This is a genomic window from Variovorax sp. YR266 (assembly GCF_900107295.1).
Lineage (GTDB): Bacteria > Pseudomonadota > Gammaproteobacteria > Burkholderiales > Burkholderiaceae_C > Variovorax.
Map to the genome: position 1 here is coordinate 434,949 of NZ_FNPM01000005.1, position 18,175 is coordinate 453,123.

19 protein-coding genes and 2 riboswitches are annotated in these 18,175 nt (G+C 66.3%); of the genes, 13 read left to right on the top strand and 6 right to left on the bottom strand.

Annotated elements, in window-relative coordinates; genetic code table 11:
- The 4 genes from BLW48_RS16420 to BLW48_RS16435 are packed head-to-tail and all read right to left on the bottom strand — an operon-like array spanning nucleotide 1 to nucleotide 2,820.
- The gene (locus tag BLW48_RS16420; protein ID WP_143047749.1) at nucleotides 1-699 is read right to left on the bottom strand and encodes a M949_RS01915 family surface polysaccharide biosynthesis protein; all 699 of its coding nucleotides are present in this window, start codon (nucleotides 697-699) and stop codon (nucleotides 1-3) included.
- Nucleotides 700-710: 11 nt separating this feature from the next.
- Nucleotides 711-1,133, bottom strand: a complete 423-nt coding sequence (locus BLW48_RS16425; protein WP_093073272.1) for an acyl-CoA thioesterase — start codon at nucleotides 1,131-1,133, stop codon at nucleotides 711-713.
- Nucleotides 1,130-2,017: a DMT family transporter gene (locus tag BLW48_RS16430; protein ID WP_256330792.1), complete on the bottom strand. Its 888-nt coding sequence runs from the start codon at nucleotides 2,015-2,017 to the stop codon at nucleotides 1,130-1,132. The genes BLW48_RS16425 and BLW48_RS16430 overlap by 4 nt, the downstream gene beginning before the upstream one ends.
- A gap of 20 nt (nucleotides 2,018-2,037) precedes the next feature.
- Nucleotides 2,038-2,820: an SDR family oxidoreductase gene (locus tag BLW48_RS16435; RefSeq protein ID WP_093055581.1), complete on the bottom strand. Its 783-nt coding sequence runs from the start codon at nucleotides 2,818-2,820 to the stop codon at nucleotides 2,038-2,040.
- 141 nt (nucleotides 2,821-2,961) lie between these two features.
- Between BLW48_RS16435 and BLW48_RS16440 the strand changes: the two genes are divergently transcribed.
- Nucleotides 2,962-4,659, top strand: coding sequence for an electron transfer flavoprotein-ubiquinone oxidoreductase (locus BLW48_RS16440; RefSeq protein WP_093073270.1), 1,698 nt, complete (start codon nucleotides 2,962-2,964; stop codon nucleotides 4,657-4,659).
- A gap of 110 nt (nucleotides 4,660-4,769) precedes the next feature.
- Here the strand turns inward: BLW48_RS16440 and BLW48_RS16445 are convergent, their stop codons facing one another.
- Entirely contained in the window at nucleotides 4,770-5,357 is a 588-nt protein-coding gene (locus BLW48_RS16445; protein WP_143047750.1) for a hypothetical protein, read from the bottom strand.
- A gap of 189 nt (nucleotides 5,358-5,546) precedes the next feature.
- Between BLW48_RS16445 and BLW48_RS16450 the strand changes: the two genes are divergently transcribed.
- Nucleotides 5,547-6,032 (top strand): tetratricopeptide repeat protein, encoded by a 486-nt coding sequence (locus BLW48_RS16450; protein WP_093176283.1) that lies wholly within the window; start codon nucleotides 5,547-5,549, stop codon nucleotides 6,030-6,032.
- Nucleotides 6,033-6,066: 34 nt separating this feature from the next.
- Here BLW48_RS16450 and BLW48_RS16455 read toward each other — a convergent pair whose 3' ends face one another.
- The gene (locus tag BLW48_RS16455; RefSeq protein WP_093176286.1) at nucleotides 6,067-6,603 is read right to left on the bottom strand and encodes a DUF3455 domain-containing protein; all 537 of its coding nucleotides are present in this window, start codon (nucleotides 6,601-6,603) and stop codon (nucleotides 6,067-6,069) included.
- 127 nt (nucleotides 6,604-6,730) lie between these two features.
- Between BLW48_RS16455 and BLW48_RS16460 the strand changes: the two genes are divergently transcribed.
- The 11 genes from BLW48_RS16460 to gcvP all read left to right on the top strand — a co-directional run bounded on the left by BLW48_RS16460 (nucleotide 6,731) and on the right by gcvP (nucleotide 18,156).
- The gene (locus BLW48_RS16460; RefSeq protein ID WP_256330788.1) at nucleotides 6,731-7,324 is read left to right on the top strand and encodes an RNA polymerase sigma factor; all 594 of its coding nucleotides are present in this window, start codon (nucleotides 6,731-6,733) and stop codon (nucleotides 7,322-7,324) included.
- Complete coding sequence (locus BLW48_RS16465; RefSeq protein WP_093176291.1) at nucleotides 7,321-8,073, top strand: anti-sigma factor; 753 nt, start codon at nucleotides 7,321-7,323, stop codon at nucleotides 8,071-8,073. The genes BLW48_RS16460 and BLW48_RS16465 overlap by 4 nt, the downstream gene beginning before the upstream one ends.
- Nucleotides 8,074-8,111: 38 nt before the next feature.
- Nucleotides 8,112-9,131, top strand: a complete 1,020-nt coding sequence (denD, locus tag BLW48_RS16470) for a D-erythronate dehydrogenase (RefSeq protein ID WP_093176294.1) — start codon at nucleotides 8,112-8,114, stop codon at nucleotides 9,129-9,131.
- A gap of 45 nt (nucleotides 9,132-9,176) precedes the next feature.
- Nucleotides 9,177-10,151 carry a TRAP transporter substrate-binding protein gene (locus BLW48_RS16475; protein WP_093055567.1) on the top strand — a complete coding sequence of 325 codons (975 nt, stop codon included), beginning with the start codon at nucleotides 9,177-9,179 and terminating at the stop codon, nucleotides 10,149-10,151.
- A gap of 97 nt (nucleotides 10,152-10,248) precedes the next feature.
- Nucleotides 10,249-10,761 carry a TRAP transporter small permease gene (locus tag BLW48_RS16480; RefSeq protein ID WP_093055565.1) on the top strand — a complete coding sequence of 171 codons (513 nt, stop codon included), beginning with the start codon at nucleotides 10,249-10,251 and terminating at the stop codon, nucleotides 10,759-10,761.
- An 11-nt stretch (nucleotides 10,762-10,772) separates the two neighbouring features.
- Nucleotides 10,773-12,065 carry a TRAP transporter large permease gene (locus BLW48_RS16485; RefSeq protein WP_093055563.1) on the top strand — a complete coding sequence of 431 codons (1,293 nt, stop codon included), beginning with the start codon at nucleotides 10,773-10,775 and terminating at the stop codon, nucleotides 12,063-12,065.
- Between the two features lie 106 nt (nucleotides 12,066-12,171).
- The gene (locus BLW48_RS16490; protein WP_093176297.1) at nucleotides 12,172-12,636 is read left to right on the top strand and encodes a L,D-transpeptidase Cds6 family protein; all 465 of its coding nucleotides are present in this window, start codon (nucleotides 12,172-12,174) and stop codon (nucleotides 12,634-12,636) included.
- Between the two features lie 98 nt (nucleotides 12,637-12,734).
- Entirely contained in the window at nucleotides 12,735-13,298 is a 564-nt protein-coding gene (locus tag BLW48_RS16495; protein WP_093176299.1) for a hypothetical protein, read from the top strand.
- A gap of 33 nt (nucleotides 13,299-13,331) precedes the next feature.
- Nucleotides 13,332-13,422: riboswitch (glycine riboswitch) on the top strand.
- A gap of 12 nt (nucleotides 13,423-13,434) precedes the next feature.
- Nucleotides 13,435-13,547: riboswitch (glycine riboswitch) on the top strand.
- 45 nt (nucleotides 13,548-13,592) lie between these two features.
- Nucleotides 13,593-14,765 (top strand): glycine cleavage system aminomethyltransferase GcvT, encoded by a 1,173-nt coding sequence (gene gcvT, locus BLW48_RS16500; protein WP_093176302.1) that lies wholly within the window; start codon nucleotides 13,593-13,595, stop codon nucleotides 14,763-14,765.
- A 58-nt stretch (nucleotides 14,766-14,823) separates the two neighbouring features.
- Nucleotides 14,824-15,195, top strand: coding sequence for a glycine cleavage system protein GcvH (gene gcvH, locus BLW48_RS16505; protein ID WP_093055555.1), 372 nt, complete (start codon nucleotides 14,824-14,826; stop codon nucleotides 15,193-15,195).
- 51 nt (nucleotides 15,196-15,246) lie between these two features.
- A complete protein-coding gene (gcvP, locus tag BLW48_RS16510) occupies nucleotides 15,247-18,156 on the top strand; it encodes an aminomethyl-transferring glycine dehydrogenase (RefSeq protein WP_093176304.1) in 2,910 nt (969 codons plus the stop codon).
- Nucleotides 18,157-18,175: the final 19 nt, after the last annotated feature.

Consider the following 18,175-nt stretch of genomic DNA (forward strand, 5'->3'; position numbering starts at 1 on the left):
TCAGCGCCGGGCAGCTTCCTTCTTCGGCACAAAGCCATAGGAGTTGTCGAAGCCGAACTGCCCGGCGTCGTACATCGCCTTCATCTTCTTCACGAGATGCCGCTGCACCGGCTTGGGCAACGCAAAGTAGTTGTCATTGGCGGTGGTCTTGCGATCGCCGTCCAGATGACCGGTGATGGCGTGGATCGTCGCCTTGCGGCCCAGATGGAAAGCGACGATCTTGATGCGCCCCACGTAGTCGTCGTTGTCGATGTGATCGGCGTCAACGGGGTTGAAGAAGCGATACACGAGGATCGGGTCGACCAGCCCGTCGCCGTCGATGTCCGCGAGTTCGATGAGCTTCGAGCGAAAGTTGACGCCGGCCTCGTCCTTGTTGGCGAAGTCGCGGATCGACCATTCACGGGTCAAAGTGTTGTCGCCGCCCACCTTGTAGAGCGAGGCCTGGATGGCCGAGGACAGCAGTTCCCCGGCGTATGGCTCGTCCTGCTTCTCGCCGAGCAGCAAGACGTAGCTGCCCGACTTGTCGGTGTAGCAATAGCGCTTGAATGCGGGGAGTTCAAGCCCTGCCTTCTTCAGCGCCTCGGCGCTCGCGTACGGCGCATTGGCTGCGCATTCGTTCTTGCCGGGTAGGCCTATCTGGGCGCGGCTGCCGGTGACAAGCAATGCCAGGAGCGTTAACGCCAGGAGCTTCCGCTTCATCGGACCGCCGTTCACTCGCTCACCAGCGCGCGCAGCCAATCGGGCAGCGCCAGCGCCTTCTGCTTCGGGAAGTCGACCCAGATGGTGGTCGCGCCGCCGGCCGCGCAGATCACGTCGGGCTCTTCCTCGCGGGCCATGGTGCCCCAGCTCTCGAAGGTAGTGCGGCCGGGGTCGCTCACGTACATCTTGAGCAGCACGTTGCCCGGGTATTCGATCTGCCGGTAGAAATTGCAGAAGGCGTTGACGATCACCATGCCCTCGCCGCCAGGCTCGGGCTCGAAGCCGATGGAGTGCATCCAGTCGATGCGCGCGGTTTCGAGGTAGCGAAAGTAGGTGCCGTTGTTCAGATGGCCCATTGCATCCATGTCGCCCCATCGGATCGGGATCGACGTTTCATACACGAGCTTTTTCTTTTCAGGGATTTCGATTCTCATCGGTGCGCCTTGATGGATGCGAGGATGCCCAGCACGAACAGCAGCGCCGCCGCCCACTCGGCGGCCTGCGGCCAGCGGCCGTCCCAGACGAAGGAATAGAACAGCGCGAACAGCGTCTCGCTGACGATCAGCTGGCCGCACAGGCTGGCGGACAGGCGCTGGCTCGCGACGTTCCAGAGGATAGTGGCCAGCCACGACGAGCCGAAGCCGCTCGCCAGCGCGATCCACACGAACAGCATGCCGTCGGGCTGCGCCTGCAGCGTCGCCACGTCGCTGCCCGCAACGCCCCACAGCAGCAAGGCGCCCAGGCCGGTCGCCACGCCGAGCCAGTTGGCCCAGTCGGTTGCGTTGAGCTCGGTGTGGCGCTGCAGCCAGGCGGCATTGAGCAGGCCGTACACCGTCCAGCTTGCCATTGCGGCCAGCGCCAGCGCGATGCCCCAGCCGAAGCGGGCACCGCCACTGCCTGCGCCGTGCTGCGCGGACCATGCGCCATAGATCATCAGCGCGATGCCCGCGCCCGTGAGCAGCAGCCCCGGCAGCAGCGCGCGCATCCGCAGGCCGACGGGCCGGCCCAGCAGCATCATCCAGACAGGGATCGTGCCGATGATGAGGCTGGGTACCTCGGTGCCCGCCGCCTCGATGCCGAAGGCCAGCAGCAGGTAGTAGCCGGTAAAGCCCAGCACGCTGAGCCCCAGCGCCGCGAGCGCCTGCCGCCCGTTCGGCCAGCGCACGGCGGCAGGCCGCGCAAACACGGCAAGCGCCGAGACCGCTCCGAACACCGCGAAGCGCGAGGCCGTGATGTCCACCATGCCGAAATGGCCCACCATGCGCGGTGCCACGAAGGTCAAGCCCCAGAGCGCACCCGCGGCCAGCCCGGCCGCAATGCCGACCCAAGCCCGCGGACTCAGAGCGAGAACCCGTCGTCGGCCGCGATGACGGCGCCGTTCACGAAGTGGCTCTGGCCGCTGGCCAGCAGCACGATCAGGCCGTCCAGGTCTTCGGGCTTGCCCACGCGCTTGCGCGGCAGCATGTTGACCAGCTTGGCGCCGCCTTCGGTGCTCCAGTGTTCCTCGTTGAGCTCGGTCGTGATGTAGCCCGGGCACAGCGCGTTCACGTTGATGCCGAAGCGACCCCATTCGAGCGCCATGGCCTTGGTCATCTGCACCACGGCGATCTTGCTCATGCAGTACGTGCCGATCTGCGGCATGACCTTGAGCGCCGCCGCCGACGCAATGTTGATGATGCGCCCACCGATGTAGGTGCCAGGCGCCGTGCCCTGGGCGCGCGCCAGCATGCGCTTGCCGACCTCTTGCGCCACGAAGAAGGAGCCCTTCACGTTGGTGTCGAAGATGTAGTCGTAGTCGTCGGGAGTCACATCCTGCAGGCGCTGTGTGGTGCTCACGCCCGAGTTGTTGACCAGGATGTCGATGGCGCCCACCTCGGTCTCGGCACGCGCGACCGCCGCCTTGATGCTGCCGATGTCGGTCACGTCGAGCTCGACCACGTGGGCGTCGCCGCCCTCGCCTTCGATGCGTGCGCGCAGCTCCTTGAGCTTCTCGACGCGGCGGCTGGCCAGCACCACCGCGGCGCCCGCACGAGCCAGGGTTTTCGCGAACTGGGCGCCGAGCCCGCTGGAGGCGCCGGTGACGAAGGCCACGCGGCCGGAAAGATCGATGCTGTAAGCCATGAACTGAATCCTGTGGAGTCGCGCAGGTGACGCCCAAGCGCCCCGCCCACGAGTGACACGGACCGCCCGTGGACGCCGCATAAAATGCCCCGCAACCCGGGAAGCCCCGCGCCTCGAAAAATCATTATCGACCCAACCCACATGACCCACGACGAAATCCTCGCCCAGTTCGGCCCTCGCGAAGCCATGGAATACGACGTGGTCGTGGTCGGTGGCGGCCCGGCCGGCCTCTCGACCGCGATCCGGCTCAAGCAACTCGCCGCGCAACACGAAAAAGAGATCTCGGTCGTGGTGCTCGAAAAGGGCTCGGAGCCCGGCGCGCACATCCTCTCGGGCGCCATCATGGACCCGCGCGCGCTCAACGAACTGCTGCCCGACTGGAAGGAACTCGGCGCCCCGCTGAACCAGCCGGTGACAGACGATGCGATGGTGTTCCTGGGCGAGAAGTCGAGCCTGCGCACTCCCAACCTCTTCCTGCCGGCCTGCTTCCAGAACCACGGCAACTACATCATCAGCCTGGGCGCCTTCACCAAGTGGCTGGCGCAGCAGGCCGAAAATCTCGGCGTCGAGATCTTCCCGGGCTTTCCGGCCGCTGAAGTGCTCTACAACGAAGACGGTTCGGTGCGCGGCGTGGCCACCGGCAACATGGGTGTCGGCAAGGACGGCGAACCGACCGAGAACTTCCAGCTCGGCATGGAGCTGCTGGGCAAGTACACCGTGTTCGCCGAAGGCGCGCGCGGCCACCTGGGCCGCCAGCTGATTGCAAAGTACAAGCTCGACGCGGGCAAAGACCCGCAGACCTACGGCCTCGGCGTGAAGGAAGTCTGGGAAATCGACCCCAAGCGCCACCAGCCCGGCTTCGTGCTGCACACCGCCGGCTGGCCGATGGACAACAACACCTACGGCGGCGCCTTCCTCTATCACATGGAGGACAACAAGGTCACCATGGGCTTCATCACGGGACTGGACTACAGCAACCCCTACCTGAGCCCGTTCGAGGAAATGCAGCGCTGGAAGCTGCACCCCAACATCCGCTGGTACCTCGAAGGCGACGAGGCCAAGGGCATCAAGCCGGCCAAGCGCATCGGCTACGGCGCGCGCGCCATCACGGCCGGCGGCCTGATGTCGCTGCCCAAGACGGTGTTCCCGGGCGGCGCACTGGTCGGCTGCGAGGCCGGCTACCTCAACGTGAGCCGCATCAAGGGCAGCCACGCCGCCATCAAGACCGGCATGCTGTGCGCTGAGGCCGCCTTCGACGCGGTCACAGCCGGCCGCCAGCACGACGAGCTCACGGCCTACCCGGCTGCCTTCGAGAAGAGCTGGCTGCACGCCGAGCTGAACAAGGCGCGCAACTTCAAGGCCTGGTTCAAGAAGGGCCTGGGCATTGCAACTTTCATGAACGGCATCGAGCAATGGCTGCTCAAGGGCCATATTCCATGGACGCTGCACCGCAACAAGCCCGACCACCAGTACCTGAAGCCCGCGGCGGAGTGCAAGCCCATCGTCTATCCGAAGCCCGACGGCAAGCTCACCTTCGACCGTCTCTCCAGCGTGTTCATCAGCAACACGAACCATGAAGAGCAGCAGCCGGCCCACCTGACGCTGAAGGACGCGACGGTGCCCGTCAACGTCAATCTCGCCAAGTTCGCGGGCCCCGAGAGCCGCTACTGCCCAGCCGGCGTGTACGAGTTCGTCGGCACGGAAGACGGCAAGCAGCGCCTGCAGATCAACGCGCAGAACTGCGTGCACTGCAAGACCTGCGACATCAAGGATCCGACGCAGAACATCGTGTGGGTTACGCCTGAGGGCGGTGGCGGGCCGAACTACGTGGGGATGTAAGGCGCTCTGCGCTTGTGTGGCAAAGCCCTCTTCGGAGGGCTTTTTCGTTTCGGTGCTGTTTGCGTTCGGGGGTGCATGCGAAGGCCACCGGGTGCTGCTGGCCCCGACCTTTAGCGGGGACCAGTGGACTCCACACGGGGCGTGACCCGGAAGAACTTGCGGGCCTTGGCCGAGAAGCCGAAGGCGTACACCCACCACGCCATGAGGCCGAACAGCAGCACGATGCCCGCTGCCTCCGCCGAGTTGTCCACGCTTGTGCTCGAAGGAGCGAGGCGCCAATACGAGTTGCGCGTCGACATGAAAGGCAGGCCGAGCTTCAGATATGCAAGCAACACGACCGCCGCAGCGAGCAACAGCAAGCCCAGCCACCGTCCATAGGCGGTGCGCCGTTGCGTGCCGATCAGTGCGCCAACGGCGCTCGCGACGAGTCCCAAGCGCCATGCGAAGTCGAAGAACAACAGCATGCCGCCCGCTTCAATCTGCGGGTTCTGCACCAGGTAGGCCATGAGACGCCAGATACCGAGCGCCGACAGCCCACCGACAACCACCGCAAGAAGTTGCAGAAGCCAGGCCGCGATCGGCTTCCTTACTTCAGGCCGCTGTGGCGGTGCCCGATCCACTGGGGCCTCGGGCGGCGCGTAAGGATTGGCTTGGTGCGCACCGGGCCCCACATCTGGCACTTCAAATCTGCTGTTCATGGTTGGTCCTCCGCTCCAGCGGGTACTTTAAGCGCGAACTTTTACGAGGCAGGAGCACGACAGGAACCTCTCGTCCGTTTTTTCGCGGCGATGCGTCCGTTCGGAAACCCGTGGCGTAAATGGAATCAGGATGGCGATGCACGTCGCAGTCCGCCAACCCATTCAACTCATCGAAGAGGATCTTTCGCCATGAACACCCTGCTCCACCGCATCGCCATCGCCGCCGCTCTGACCGTCACCGCCGGCCACGCGCTCGCCGCCGACCCAGCCCCCGCCCCCGCACCACCCGCCAAGGCCGCGCCTGCCAACAAGTTGTCCGCCGCCCGCGCGCTGATCGCCGACAGCAAGTGGACTGCAGCCATCAGCGAACTCGAACGCGTCAACGACACCGGCAATGCCGACTGGAACAACCTCATGGGCTACACCCTACGCAAGTCCGGCGCCGGCAAGTGGGCCGCCTCGGAGAAGTACTACGACGCCGCGCTGAAGATCGATCCGAAGCACGTCGGTGCGCTCGAATATTCGGGCGAGCTGTACATCTCGATGGGCGATCTGCCCAAGGCCGAGCAGCGCCTTGCCGCGCTGGGCCAGGCCTGCAACATGGCTTGCCCGGAGTACAAGGACCTGAAGGCTTCCGTCGAGAACTTCAAGGCCGGTGGCGCCAAGAAGAGCTGAGCTTGAGGCGGGCCGGCCGGCCCGCTTCATGCGGCTACCTGGCGACCAGGAAGACGTAGTCCGCGCTGTAGTCCTGCCGGATGCGCTTGCCCGCATCGGCCTGCGCCTCGCACCCCTTTGCCGGCGCATTGCCGCCAAGGGTATTGATGCGCTGCACGCCGGTGACATCGGCCAGTTTTCCGGGACCGCCGGCCGACTTGGCGGACAGCAGCAGCCACGGAATGTCGGCCTCACGCTGGCCGTTGGCGCGGGCCTTCACCGTGCCCAGCGTCTTGCTGCCGTCCAGCGCGGTCCAGTTGGGCCCCGCGCCGTGCGTGCCGGCCTTGGCGCCGCCGGGGCCGTAAAGCTCCGCCTCGGGCGCCACGAACTGCCAGGCCAGCGCGCCCTTGTCGCCGGCCTTGCATTCGTAGATCTGCACGCCCACTGCGTGCCAGGTGAAGGCGGCGCGTTCGCCATCGGATGCCCTGATGGCGGCCGGCAGTTCGGTGGCTGGCGATGCGCAAGCAGCAAGCAAGGCGGCGCCCAGCAGGGCAGCGCACGAGGGAAGAATTCGCGTCGATTTCAATGTCATGGCATTTCCCGGTTCAGGAAGAAAAGATAAACGAACGAGTGCGGACCGGATCATCCGGCCCTTCTCCAGAAACGACACGCACGCAGGAACGGATGCAATACTCGCCCGCATGAATAGAAATATTCTGATGAGCCTGCAAGACCTGATCGCCGGCGCGGCCCGTGGCGACCACGCGTGCTTTGCCCAGATCTACGAACGCACGCACCTGCATCTGTTCGGCGTCGCGGTTCGTATGTTAGGCAATGAACAGGCGGCCGAAGACGTGCTGCAAGAGGCCTATGTGAGCATCTGGAAAAACGCGGGCGGCTATCGCTCCAGCGTCGACGGGCAAGAGATCCAGCCCATCACCTGGCTGATCGCGATCGTGCGCAACAAGGCGCTGGACGCACTGCGCGCGCGCAAGCGGCGCAAAACCCACGAACAACCGCTGGCCACGGGTCCGGACGGCGAGCCGGAAACCGGAACTGACACGACAGCCGACCCGGCCCCCGGCGCTGCGCAGCTGCTCGACCAGGCCATGCATGCGCTTCGCATCGATGGCTGCATGTCTGCGCTCGACGGCAGCTTCCGCCAGAGCCTGGCGCTGGCCTACTACCAGGGCCTGTCGCACACCGAGGTGGCTGCACAGATGAATGCGCCGCTCGGCACGGTCAAGGCATGGATACGGCGCGGGCTCGATAAGCTGCGCGCCTGCCTGAGCGCGCAGGGGGTGGCGCCATGAGATACACCGACGCCCGCCTGCTCGATGCACTGGCATCGGCCTACGCATTGGGCACGCTCGAGGGCGGCGCACGGCGGCGCTTCGAGCGGCTGATGCGCGATCGCGCGGACGTGCGCGACGTGGTGGCGCAATGGGAGCAGCGGCTCGGGCAGTTGGCCCTGTCGGTGCCGCAGCGCAAGCCTTCGGCCGATCTCTGGCGCGCGATCGCCGCACGCACCCAACCCGCCCAAGCACAGCAAGCACGACAGGCACGGCCTTCTCGCTGGACCAGCTGGCTGCGGCCCGCAGGCTTCAGCTTCGGCGGGCTCGTGGCGGGCGTCGTCGCCGCGAGTGCGTTGTTCCTTGCCGTGCCCGGCACCTTCATCACGAGCGACCAACTCGCGATGCGCACGGGCGAGCGGCTGCCGCAAAGCTATGTAGGCGTGCTCACCGACACCGAGGGCCGGGGCCGATTGCTGGTCAGCTCGCTGCGGCATGGCCGCACGGTCACACTGAAGGTGCTGGGTGCGACGGCGCTGCCCGTTTCGGGCGGTGAACGGCTCGTGCTGTGGGCCTTGCCCGCCGATGCAGCGCCCTTCGCCATCGGCGCGGTGCCCGCGAGCGGCGCTGGCACGCTGACGCTGCCCGACACCTCCGAGAAACTTCTGTCGAAGGTCTCGCGCCTCGTCGTGACGCGCGAGCGCAGCGCCTCGCCCGCGGCCCCCAGCGCCGACGTGGTGTTGAGCGGCGCCTGCGCCAAGCTCTGGTGAGCCTCGCTTATTCTTGCGGCTCACAGGAGACAAAACCCATGCAGATCGTCATCACCGGCGGCGCCGGTTTTCTGGGCGCGCGCCTCGCACGCACGCTGTTGAAGCAAGGCAAGCTTTCGCTGGCCGGCGCACCGGCCCAGCCCATCGAACGCATCACGCTGGTCGACCGCGCGGGCGCTCCCACCGACCTCGCGGCCGATGCGCGCATCACCACCGTGACGGGCGACCTGAACGCACAGCTTGCCGCTGACGCAGATGCCACTGTCTGGCGCGAAGCCGATGCCATCTTCCACCTGGCCGCCGCGGTGAGCGGTGAATGCGAAGCCGACTTCGACCTCGGCATGCGCAGCAACTTCGCGGCCACGCATGCCTTGCTCGAAAAAGTACGCACGCTCGGCACGAAACCCATGCTGGTGTTCGCCAGTTCGCTCGCAGTGTTCGGCGATTCGCCCGAGCAGCCGCTGCCGAAGGTGATCGAAGACCACACGCTGCCCACGCCGCAGACCAGCTACGGCATCCAGAAATTCATTGGTGAACAGCTGGTGGCCGATTTCACGCGCAAGGGCTTCGTGCGCGGGCGCAGCGTGCGGCTCATGACGGTGAGCGTGCGCCCGGGCAAGCCCAACGGCGCGGCCTCGGGCTTCTTCAGCGGCATGATCCGCGAGCCGCTGGCCGGGTTGCCCGCCGCCTGCCCCGTGCCCGACGCAACGCCTGTCGCCATTGCGTCACCGGCGCGCACCATCGAAGGCATCATCCGCGCCGCCGAGGCCAGCGATGCGCAGTGGGGCCCGCGCACCGCGCTCAACCTGCCCTCTCTCGCCACCACGGTCGGCGAAATGGCCGCGGCGCTGGAGCGCGTGGCCGGCAAGGCCGCCACCGCCCTGCTGGACCGCACACCCGACCCGACGATCCAGCGAATCGTGAAGACCTGGCCGGGCCACATCGATACCGTGCGCGCGAGGGCGCTGGGGCTCACGTCCGACGAAAACTTCGAGGCCGTCATTCGCGAGTACGTCCGTGAAAATCCCGACGCGGTAAAGCTCCCGGGTGTTGCATAGTCCGTTGCGCCTGACGCGCACCTGACCCCAACCCCCGGAGACATCATGAAACTCGGCCACATCGCCGCCGCCTGCCTTTCGCTTGCCCTGGGCACTTCCGCCTTCGCGCAGCAACCGACCGTTCTGAAGATCGGCTACGCGACCTCCAAGGAGTCGCACTATGGCGTGGGCTCCACGGTGTTCTGCGAAGAAATCGAGAAAGGCACCCAAGGCCGCTACAAGTGCCAGCACTTCGCCAACTCGGCACTCGGCGGCGAGCGCGAGCAGATCGAGGCCATCCAGCTCGGCACGCAGGACCTGGTCAACACCTCGACCGGTCCGGTGGGCAACTTCGTGCCCGAGGTCAAGATCGTCGACATTCCGTTCCTGTTTCGCGACTACGACCATGCGCGCAAAGTCATGGACGGCCCCATCGGGCAGGACATCCTGACCAAGTTCCCGAGCAAGGGCATCATCGCGCTGGCCTGGACGGAGAACGGCTTTCGCCACATGACGAACAGCAAGCGCGACATCGTCAAGCCCAGCGACGCGGCCGGCCTGAAGATGCGCACCATGGAAAACAAGGTGCACATGGACGGCTACCGCACCTTCGGCATCCTGCCCACGCCCATGGCTTTCCCTGAACTGTTCGGCGCGCTGCAGCAAGGCACGGTCGACGGGCAGGAGAACCCGATTCCGGTGATCCTGTCGTCGAAGTTCTCGCAGGTGCAAAAGCACCTCTCGCTCACGGGCCACGTGTACTCGCCGGCGCTGCTTCTGCTGTCGCCGAAGGTGTGGAACAAGCTGTCTGACGCCGACAAGAAGGTGTTCACCGAAGCCGCGAAGAAGGCCGCCATTGCCCAGCGCAAGAAGGTCAACGACGACGAGAACAACGGCATTGCCCAGCTCGAGAAAGACGGCATGAAGGTCACGCGCACCGTCGACGGCGCCGCCTTCCGCGAGGCGCTGAAGCCCGCCTACGTGAGCTACGCCAAGGAATTCGGCGCGGACAACATCAAGAAGATCACGGACGTCAAGTAAGCCCTGAGCCGCAACGGCCGACCCTCCGGCAACGCGCCCGGCACGCATGCGTGCGCCGGGCGCTTCGTTTTTCAGACAGAACAGAGAACAACACAAATTGCAAGCCTTCGAGCGCTACTTTCTCGCCGCCAACCGCTGGGCGCTGATTCTTCTGCTGGCCGCCATGTCGGTCATCATCTTCACCAACGTCGTGCTGCGCTACACCACGAGCCAGTCGCTCGAATGGGCGGAAGAGGTGTCGCGCCACATGATGATCTGGCTCACCTTCCTGGGCGCCGGGCCGGTGCTGCGCTACGGCGGGCACATCGCGGTCGAGAACCTGCAGGACGCCTTGCCCCGCAGCGCGGCCGTCGCGGTGCGCATCGTCGTCGCCGGGCTGCTCTTCGCATTCTTCGGCTTCATGGTCTGGTACGGCTGGCTGTACATGGAACGCACGATGTTCCAGCTCACTGCCGTGACTCAGATTCCGTTCGCCTACATCTACAGCGCGATGCTGTTCGGCGGCATCTTGTTGATCGTGCACTGGCTGCTGGTGGTGCGTGGCTACGTGCTGCGCAGGGAGTTCGCGTCCGACGCGCACTTCGACGCCAACGCCTCGGCGTCGCTGTAAGGAGAACGACCATGGATGCCAGCATTGTTCTGATCGTTTCCGCCTGCATTTTCCTGGCCATCGGCGTGCCGGTGGCCTTTGCGCTGGGCCTTTCCACCGTTACCACGCTGATCCTTGCGGAGAACTACCCGCTGATGGTGCTGCTGAAGGAAACCTTCACCGGCATCGACAGCTTTCCGCTGATGGCGGTGCCCTTCTTCATTCTTGCGGCCGAACTCATGAGCGGCGGCTCGCTCACCGAGGTGCTGCTGCGCTTCGCAGGCCAGTTCGTGGGCCACCGGCGCGGCGGGCTGGGCTACACCAACGTGGTGTCGCTGACCTTCTTTTCGGGCATCTCGGGCTCGGCGCTGGCCGACGCGGCGGGGCCGGGGTCGATGCTCATCAAGATGATGGACAAGGCCGGCTACGACCGCTCGTACGCGGCGGCGCTCACGGCCTCGACCGCCATCGTGGGGCCGATCATCCCGCCCTCGATCATCATGATCATCTACGCGCTGCAGGACGAAAGCGTATCGGTCGGCACGCTGTTCGCGGCCGGCATCATGCCGGGCATCCTGATCGCGGTGGCGATGTGCGTCGTGAACTTCTACGTCTCGAAAAAGCGCAACTACAAGGGCGACGGGCAAACGCCGCCGCTGCGCGAGATCCTGGTCACGACCTGGAAGGCGATTCCCGCGATCCTGCTGCCGGTGGTGATCCTGGGCGGCATGCGCGCCGGCTGGTTCACGCCGACCGAGGCCTCGGTGGTGGCGGTGTTCTATGCGCTGGTGTGCGGCAAGTTCGTCTACCGCACGCTCGAGTGGAAGATGCTGCCCGACATCCTCTCGCGCTCGGCGTTGCTGTCGGCTTCGGTGCTGATCATCATCGGGCTGTCGGCCTCGTTCGCGTGGGTGCTGACCATCGAGGGCATTCCGCAGCAGATGGCCGAATGGCTCATCAGCATGAACCTCTCGCCGTGGATGTTCCTGATCATCGTCAACGTGTTCCTGCTGCTGTTCGGCATCTTCATCGAGCCGCTGCCGGGTGTGATGGTGCTGGCGCCGATCCTTGCGCCGGTGGCCATCAAGCTGGGTGTGGACCCGGTGCACTTCGCGATGATCGTGATCTTCAACCTCACGCTGGGCATGATCACGCCGCCGGTGGGCGGGCTGCTGTTCGTGACCTGCAACGTGTCGAAGGTACCGATGTCGGCGCTGGTGAAGGAGCTGGTGCCGTTCCTTTGGGCGCATGGGGCTGTGCTGGTCATCCTGACCTTCGTGCCCGCGCTGAGTACGTGGCTGCCGCACGTGCTCGGGTTCAAGTAGCGGCCTGGGCTCCGGGGCCTGATCGGCCCGGTGAATCGGCGGATGTTCACTGCCAGAATCGGGCGACGGGCCAAGGGCCGACAACCGACAAGGAGGGGACTGCGCCATGAATCGATTCCTGAGCTGCCTGCTGGGCGGCGCCTTGCTGGCTCCGGCTGCCTTCGGCGCCCCGCCCGCAACGCCCGCCGCGGTACCAGCCCCCGTATCGGCAGCAGCGCCGGCCGATCCCGCCTCCAGCATCCGCGAAGTCGAAGCCGCCGTGCGCGCCTGGGCCGCGGCCTGGTCAGCCCGGGACGTGGTGCGCTACCTGGCCGCCTATGCACCCGACTTCACGCCGCCCCGAGGCCAGGACCGCAAGGCCTGGGAGGCGGACCGCCGCGCGCGCATTTCCGACAAGACGACCATCAGCGTGAGCATCGACAGCCTGGTCATCAGCGTCCAGGGGCAGGCGGCCAGCGCAAGCTTTCAACAGACCTACAGCGCCGACAAGCTGCGCGAGAAGAGCCGCAAGACGCTGGAATTGCAGCGCGTGGGCAACCAGTGGCTCATACGCAAGGAAAGCGCGGGCTGAAGGCCAGCCGCGATTGCCCCTGTAAGGCAAACGGTTCATGAAGATGTCACCACTTGCAACGATGCTGCAGCCCTCGATTCCCGAAAGCTGTGGCTGCCATGTTTCCCACCAAGACCGACAAGGCGCGCGACGAACTCCAGGGCGGACAGCGCACGCTCAGCCAGCGTGAGCGCGCCCTGCTGCTGATGGCCGATGGCCGGCGCTCGCTGACCGACTTCAGTCCGCTGTTCTCCAACCGGGTTGAAGCCGAACAGGCGATCCAGGCGCTGGTGCAGCGGGGCTACCTGCAGGCCCCACAAGCTGCTGCTGCTGCGGCACCGGCGCCCGCACCGGCAGCGGCCCCCGCCCGGCCCGCGCCTATCGCCGCCGCCGAGCCGATCCAGGTCGCCACCACCTCGGCCGACACCTTCGACGGCAAGCGCTCGCTGGCCACCACGCGTATGTTCCTGTTCGACATCTGCGAGCGCATGTTCGTGCGGCGCGACCCGAAGTTCGCGCTGCAGATGCGCGACGCCCTGCGCGAGGCCCGAGACCGCGAGGCGATGCTGACCATCGCCGCGCTGATGCTCACCGAGATCGAGAAAACCGCCGGGGTAGAGCGGGCCGAATCGCTGCGTGAGCGCATCGACAAGCTGCTGCCGCCGGCCGAAATCATCCACTGACGCAAAACCCCGGCCCCGCGCGATCCACTACACTCGCCAGGGTCAGGAGAGAGCCCCGCGTGCCGGGGCCGCCGAAGGCGCAGGGGTTTCCCGAACGCTCAGGCAAAAGGACTGACAAGGCGCCGGTGAACACCGGCGTTTCCTTGCTGGAGAGAGGCCGTTGCAGTGAAAACTGCCCATCGGCCCACCGAAGGAGCAAACCCCGATCGTGGGGCGAATCTCTCAGGTAAAGCGGACAGCAGGGGTGGCCCATGGCTTGCGTCATGGATTTCGTCTGCCCCTTTGGAGTGCCCCGTGGCTGCTTCTTCCGCCCCCGCTACCGAACTTCTCAAGACGCCGCTGCACGACCTCCACGTGGAGCTCGGTGCCCGCATGGTCCCCTTTGCCGGCTATTCGATGCCGGTGCAGTACCCCGCCGGCCTGATGGCCGAGCACAAGCACACGCGCGATGCGGCCGGCCTGTTCGACATTTCCCACATGGGCCAGCTGCGCCTCGTCGGCCCCGACGCCGCGGCCGCCTTCGAAACCCTGATGCCAGTCGACGTGATCGACCTGCCCGCCGGCAAGCAGCGCTACGGCCTGCTGCTGAACGACGAAGGCGGCATCCTCGACGACCTGATGTTCTTCAATGAAGGCAACGGCTCGATCTTCGTGATCGTCAACGGCGCCTGCAAGGTGGCCGACATCGCCCACATCCAGCAGAAGATCGGCAGCCGCTGCCAAGTGCAGCCCCTGCCCGACCACGCCCTGCTCGCGCTGCAGGGCCCGCAGGCCGCGGCCACGCTGGCGCGGCTGTCGCCCGGCATCGAGCGCTTCGTGTTCATGACGGGCGGTGCGGTGCAGATCGGCGGCATTGCCGCCTTCGTCACCCGCAGCGGCTACACCGGCGAAGACGGCTTCGAGATCTCGGTGGCCGCCAAGGACGCCGAGGCGCTGGCCCGCCTGCTGCTGGCCCAGCCCGAGGTCAAGCCCATCGGCCTGGGCGCGCGCAATTCGCTGCGACTCGAAGCCGGGCTTTGCCTCTACGGCAACGACATCGACACCACCACCACGCCTGTCGAGGCCTCGCTCAACTGGGCGATGCAGAAGGTGCGCCGCACGGGCGGCGCGCGCGAAGGCGGCTTTCCTGGCGCGGCAAAGATCCTCGCGCAGCTCGCCGTCGCGACCGCAGGCGCCGCCGGCCACACCGACCACGACACGCTGAAGCGCAAGCGCGTGGGCCTCGTCGCCCTCGAACGCATTCCGGTGCGCGACGGCACGGTGCTGCAATCTTTCGAAGGCCATGACATCGGCATCGTCACCAGCGGCCTGCTCGGCCCGACGGCCGACCGCTGCATCGCCATGGGCTACGTGGCCACCGCCTTCGCCGAGCCGGGCACGCGCGTGCAGGCCATCGTGCGCGGCAAGCCGGTGCCGATGGAAGTCTCGACGATGCCTTTCGTGCCCACCCGCTACTACCGCGGCTGAGCCTGGTCGACAGGCTAGGCTCTGCACCCCGATTCATTTTTTCCACGAGGAGTTTTCCATGAGCATCAAGTACACCAAGGACCACGAATGGGTGTCGGCCGAAGGCGACGCAGCCACCGTCGGCATCACCGTGCATGCGCAGGACGCGCTGGGCGACGTGGTGTTCGTCGACCTGCCCGAAGTCGGCAAGACCTTTGCGCAAGGCGAAGTTGCCGGCGTCGTCGAATCGGTCAAGGCCGCGGCCGACGTGTTCATGCCCGTGTCGGGCGAGATCACTGAAGTGAACGAGGCCCTGCGCGCCGACCCGTCGCTCGCCAACAGCGATCCGCTGGCCGCCGGCTGGTTCTTCAAGGTCAAGCTGAGCGAGCCCGCGCAGCTCGACGCCCTGCTGGACGCGGCCTCCTACGACAAGTTCGCCGCCGAATCCTGATCCGCTGAGTTCCTCAGCCACCTTCCTTCTTCTCCCCGAGCCCTCACCGCCATGCCGACGCCCGCCCTTCCCTCTTTGCAAGAACTAGAGAACGCCGAAGAATTCCTCGCCCGCCACATCGGCATCGATGCGGCGGACGAGGCGCGCATGCTGCCGGTGATCGGCTCGGAAACGCGAGCAGAGCTCATCGACGGCATCGTGCCCGCGGCCATCCGCCGCGCAAAGCCGATGCGCCTGCCCGCACCGGCAACCGAAGCCGATGCGCTGGCCGAGCTGAAGGTGATGGCGTCGAAGAACAAGGTGTTCAAGAACTTCATCGGCCAGGGCTACTACGGCACGCACACGCCGGGCGTCATCTTGCGCAACGTGCTCGAGAACCCCGCCTGGTACACCGCCTACACGCCCTACCAGGCCGAAATCTCGCAGGGCCGCATGGAAGCCCTGCTCAACTTCCAGACGATGGTGTGCGACCTCACGGGCATGGCCATCGCCAACGCCTCGATGCTCGACGAGGCCACGGCCGCAGCCGAGGCCATGACGCTGGCCAAGCGCAGCGTGAAGAGCAAGAGCAACGTGTTCCTGGTGTCGGGCGACTGCCATCCGCAGACCATCGAAGTCATCAAGACGCGCGCCGCGCCGCTGGGCATCGAAGTGAAGGTGAGCACCGTGTCGGAAACGCTGCCGCACCTGATGGTGAGCGGCGAGTTCTTCGCCGCGCTCGCACAGTACCCCGCCACCACCGGCCACGTGCACGACCTGCGACCACTCGCGGGCCACGCGCATCAGTGCGACGCCGCCCTCATCGTCGCGGCCGACCTGCTGGCGCTCACGCTGCTCGTCGCGCCCGGCGAATTCGATGCCGACATCGTCTGCGGCACCACGCAACGCTTCGGCATGCCGCTGTGCAACGGCGGCCCGCACGCCGCCTACCTGGCCTGCCGCGACGAATTCAAGCGCTCGCTGCCGGGCCGCCTGGTCGGCGTGAGCGTCGACACGCACGGCCAGCCCGCATACCGCCTCGCACTGCAGACGCGCGAGCAGCACATCCGCCGCGAGAAGGCAACGTCGAACATCTGCACCGCGCAAGTGCTGCCGGCCGTGGTGGCCAGCATGTACGCCGTTTACCACGGGCCCGACGGCCTCACGCGCATTGCGCAGCGAGTGGCAGCGCTCACGGCAATCCTCGCCAAGGGCCTCACGCAGATGGGCCGCGAGCCGGTCAACACCACCGCGTTCGATTCACTGACCATCCGCACCGGCGAAGACACGCCGGCGATCATCGAGCGCGCGCAAGCCGCCGGCGTCAACCTGCGCCAGCGCCTGCAGCAGCACCTGGGCATCTCGCTCGACGAGACCAGCACGCGCGCCGACGTCGAAACCCTGTGGAGCCTCTTCGCGCCCGCCGGCACGCAGGCGCCGCGCTTCGATGACCTGTCGGGCAGCACCACGCCGCTGATCCCCGAAGACCTGCGCCGCAGCAGCGCCTTTCTCACGCACCCGGTGTTCAACACCCACAAGAGCGAAACCGCGATGCTGCGCTACATCCGCAGCCTGTCGGACAAAGACCTGGCGCTCGACCGCAGCATGATTCCGCTGGGCAGTTGCACGATGAAGCTCAACGCGACGAGCGAGATGATCCCCATCACCTGGCCCGAGTTCGCCAACATCCACCCCTTCGCACCGGCTGACCAGCAGCAGGGCTATGCCCAGCTCGACGCCCAGCTGCGCGCCTGGCTGTGCGAAGCCACCGGCTACGCGGGCATCAGCCTGCAACCCAACGCTGGCTCGCAAGGCGAGTACGCAGGCCTGCTGGCCATCCGCTCGTTCCATGAAGCCAAGGGCCAGGGCCACCGCAACATCTGCCTGATTCCGTCTTCCGCACACGGCACCAACCCCGCGAGCGCGCAGATGGTGGGCCTGCAGGTGGTGGTGACGGCCTGCGACGCGCAGGGCAACGTCGACATGGACGACCTGAAGCGCGCCTGCGAAAAGCACAGCGACAAGCTGGCCGCAGTGATGATCACCTACCCCAGCACGCACGGAGTGTTCGAAACCCGCGTGAAGGAACTGTGCGAGCTGGTGCATGAACACGGCGGCCGCGTGTATGTCGACGGCGCCAACATGAACGCGCTGGTCGGCGTGGCCGCGCCGGGCGAGTTCGGCGGCGACGTGAGCCACCTGAACCTGCACAAGACCTTCTGCATTCCGCACGGCGGCGGCGGCCCCGGCGTGGGCCCGGTGTGCGTGGTCGAAGACCTCGTGCCGTACCTGCCTGGCCACGTGACCGCAGGCATGCCGTCGAACGGCGTGGGCGCCGTGTCGGCCGCGCCGCTGGGCAATGCGGCCGTGCTGCCGATCAGCTGGATGTACTGCCGCATGATGGGCGCCAAGGGCCTGCAGGCTGCGACCGAAACGGCCATTCTCAGCGCCAACTACATCAGCGCGCGCCTGAAGGACCACTACCCCACGCTGTACGCGAGCCCCAACGGGCACGTCGCGCACGAGTGCATCCTCGACCTGCGCCCGCTGAAGGACACCAGCGGCGTCACCGCCGAAGACGTGGCCAAGCGCCTGATCGACTACGGCTTCCACGCGCCCACGCTGAGCTTCCCCGTGCCCGGCACGCTGATGGTCGAGCCGACCGAGAGCGAGCCGCTGGCCGAGCTCGACCGCTTCATCGACGCGATGATCGCCATCCGCGGCGAGATCCGCCGCATCGAAGAAGGCGTGTGGCCTAAGGAAGACAACCCGCTCAAGCACGCGCCGCACACGGCTGCGAGCCTGCTCGGCACCGAGTGGAGCCACCCGTACTCGCGCGAACTCGGCGCGTTTCCGCTGGCCGAACTCAAGAACGCGAAGTACTGGCCGCCCATCGGCCGCGTCGACAACGTGTACGGCGATCGCAACCTGTTCTGCAGCTGCGTGCCCGTGGACGACTACAAGGAAACCGAAGAGGCCTGACGAAATCCGAGAAGGCGGG

Excerpts from the sequence above, each read along its gene's own strand:
- BLW48_RS16420 (WP_143047749.1), bottom strand. The coding sequence starts at position 699 with ATGAAGCGGAAGCTCCTGGCGTTAACGCTCCTGGCATTGCTTGTCACC.
- BLW48_RS16450 (WP_093176283.1), top strand. The coding sequence starts at position 5,547 with ATGAACACCCTGCTCCACCGCATCGCCATCGCCGCCGCTCTGACCGTC.
- BLW48_RS16435 (WP_093055581.1), bottom strand. The coding sequence starts at position 2,820 with ATGGCTTACAGCATCGATCTTTCCGGCCGCGTGGCCTTCGTCACCGGC.
- BLW48_RS16445 (WP_143047750.1), bottom strand. The coding sequence starts at position 5,357 with ATGAACAGCAGATTTGAAGTGCCAGATGTGGGGCCCGGTGCGCACCAA.
- gcvP (WP_093176304.1), top strand. The coding sequence starts at position 15,247 with ATGCCGACGCCCGCCCTTCCCTCTTTGCAAGAACTAGAGAACGCCGAA.
- BLW48_RS16425 (WP_093073272.1), bottom strand. The coding sequence starts at position 1,133 with ATGAGAATCGAAATCCCTGAAAAGAAAAAGCTCGTGTATGAAACGTCG.
- BLW48_RS16460 (WP_256330788.1), top strand. The coding sequence starts at position 6,731 with ATGAGCCTGCAAGACCTGATCGCCGGCGCGGCCCGTGGCGACCACGCG.
- BLW48_RS16440 (WP_093073270.1), top strand. The coding sequence starts at position 2,962 with ATGACCCACGACGAAATCCTCGCCCAGTTCGGCCCTCGCGAAGCCATG.
- BLW48_RS16490 (WP_093176297.1), top strand. The coding sequence starts at position 12,172 with ATGAATCGATTCCTGAGCTGCCTGCTGGGCGGCGCCTTGCTGGCTCCG.
- BLW48_RS16455 (WP_093176286.1), bottom strand. The coding sequence starts at position 6,603 with ATGACATTGAAATCGACGCGAATTCTTCCCTCGTGCGCTGCCCTGCTG.
- BLW48_RS16495 (WP_093176299.1), top strand. The coding sequence starts at position 12,735 with ATGTTTCCCACCAAGACCGACAAGGCGCGCGACGAACTCCAGGGCGGA.
- BLW48_RS16475 (WP_093055567.1), top strand. The coding sequence starts at position 9,177 with ATGAAACTCGGCCACATCGCCGCCGCCTGCCTTTCGCTTGCCCTGGGC.
- BLW48_RS16465 (WP_093176291.1), top strand. The coding sequence starts at position 7,321 with ATGAGATACACCGACGCCCGCCTGCTCGATGCACTGGCATCGGCCTAC.
- BLW48_RS16485 (WP_093055563.1), top strand. The coding sequence starts at position 10,773 with ATGGATGCCAGCATTGTTCTGATCGTTTCCGCCTGCATTTTCCTGGCC.
- gcvH (WP_093055555.1), top strand. The coding sequence starts at position 14,824 with ATGAGCATCAAGTACACCAAGGACCACGAATGGGTGTCGGCCGAAGGC.
- denD (WP_093176294.1), top strand. The coding sequence starts at position 8,112 with ATGCAGATCGTCATCACCGGCGGCGCCGGTTTTCTGGGCGCGCGCCTC.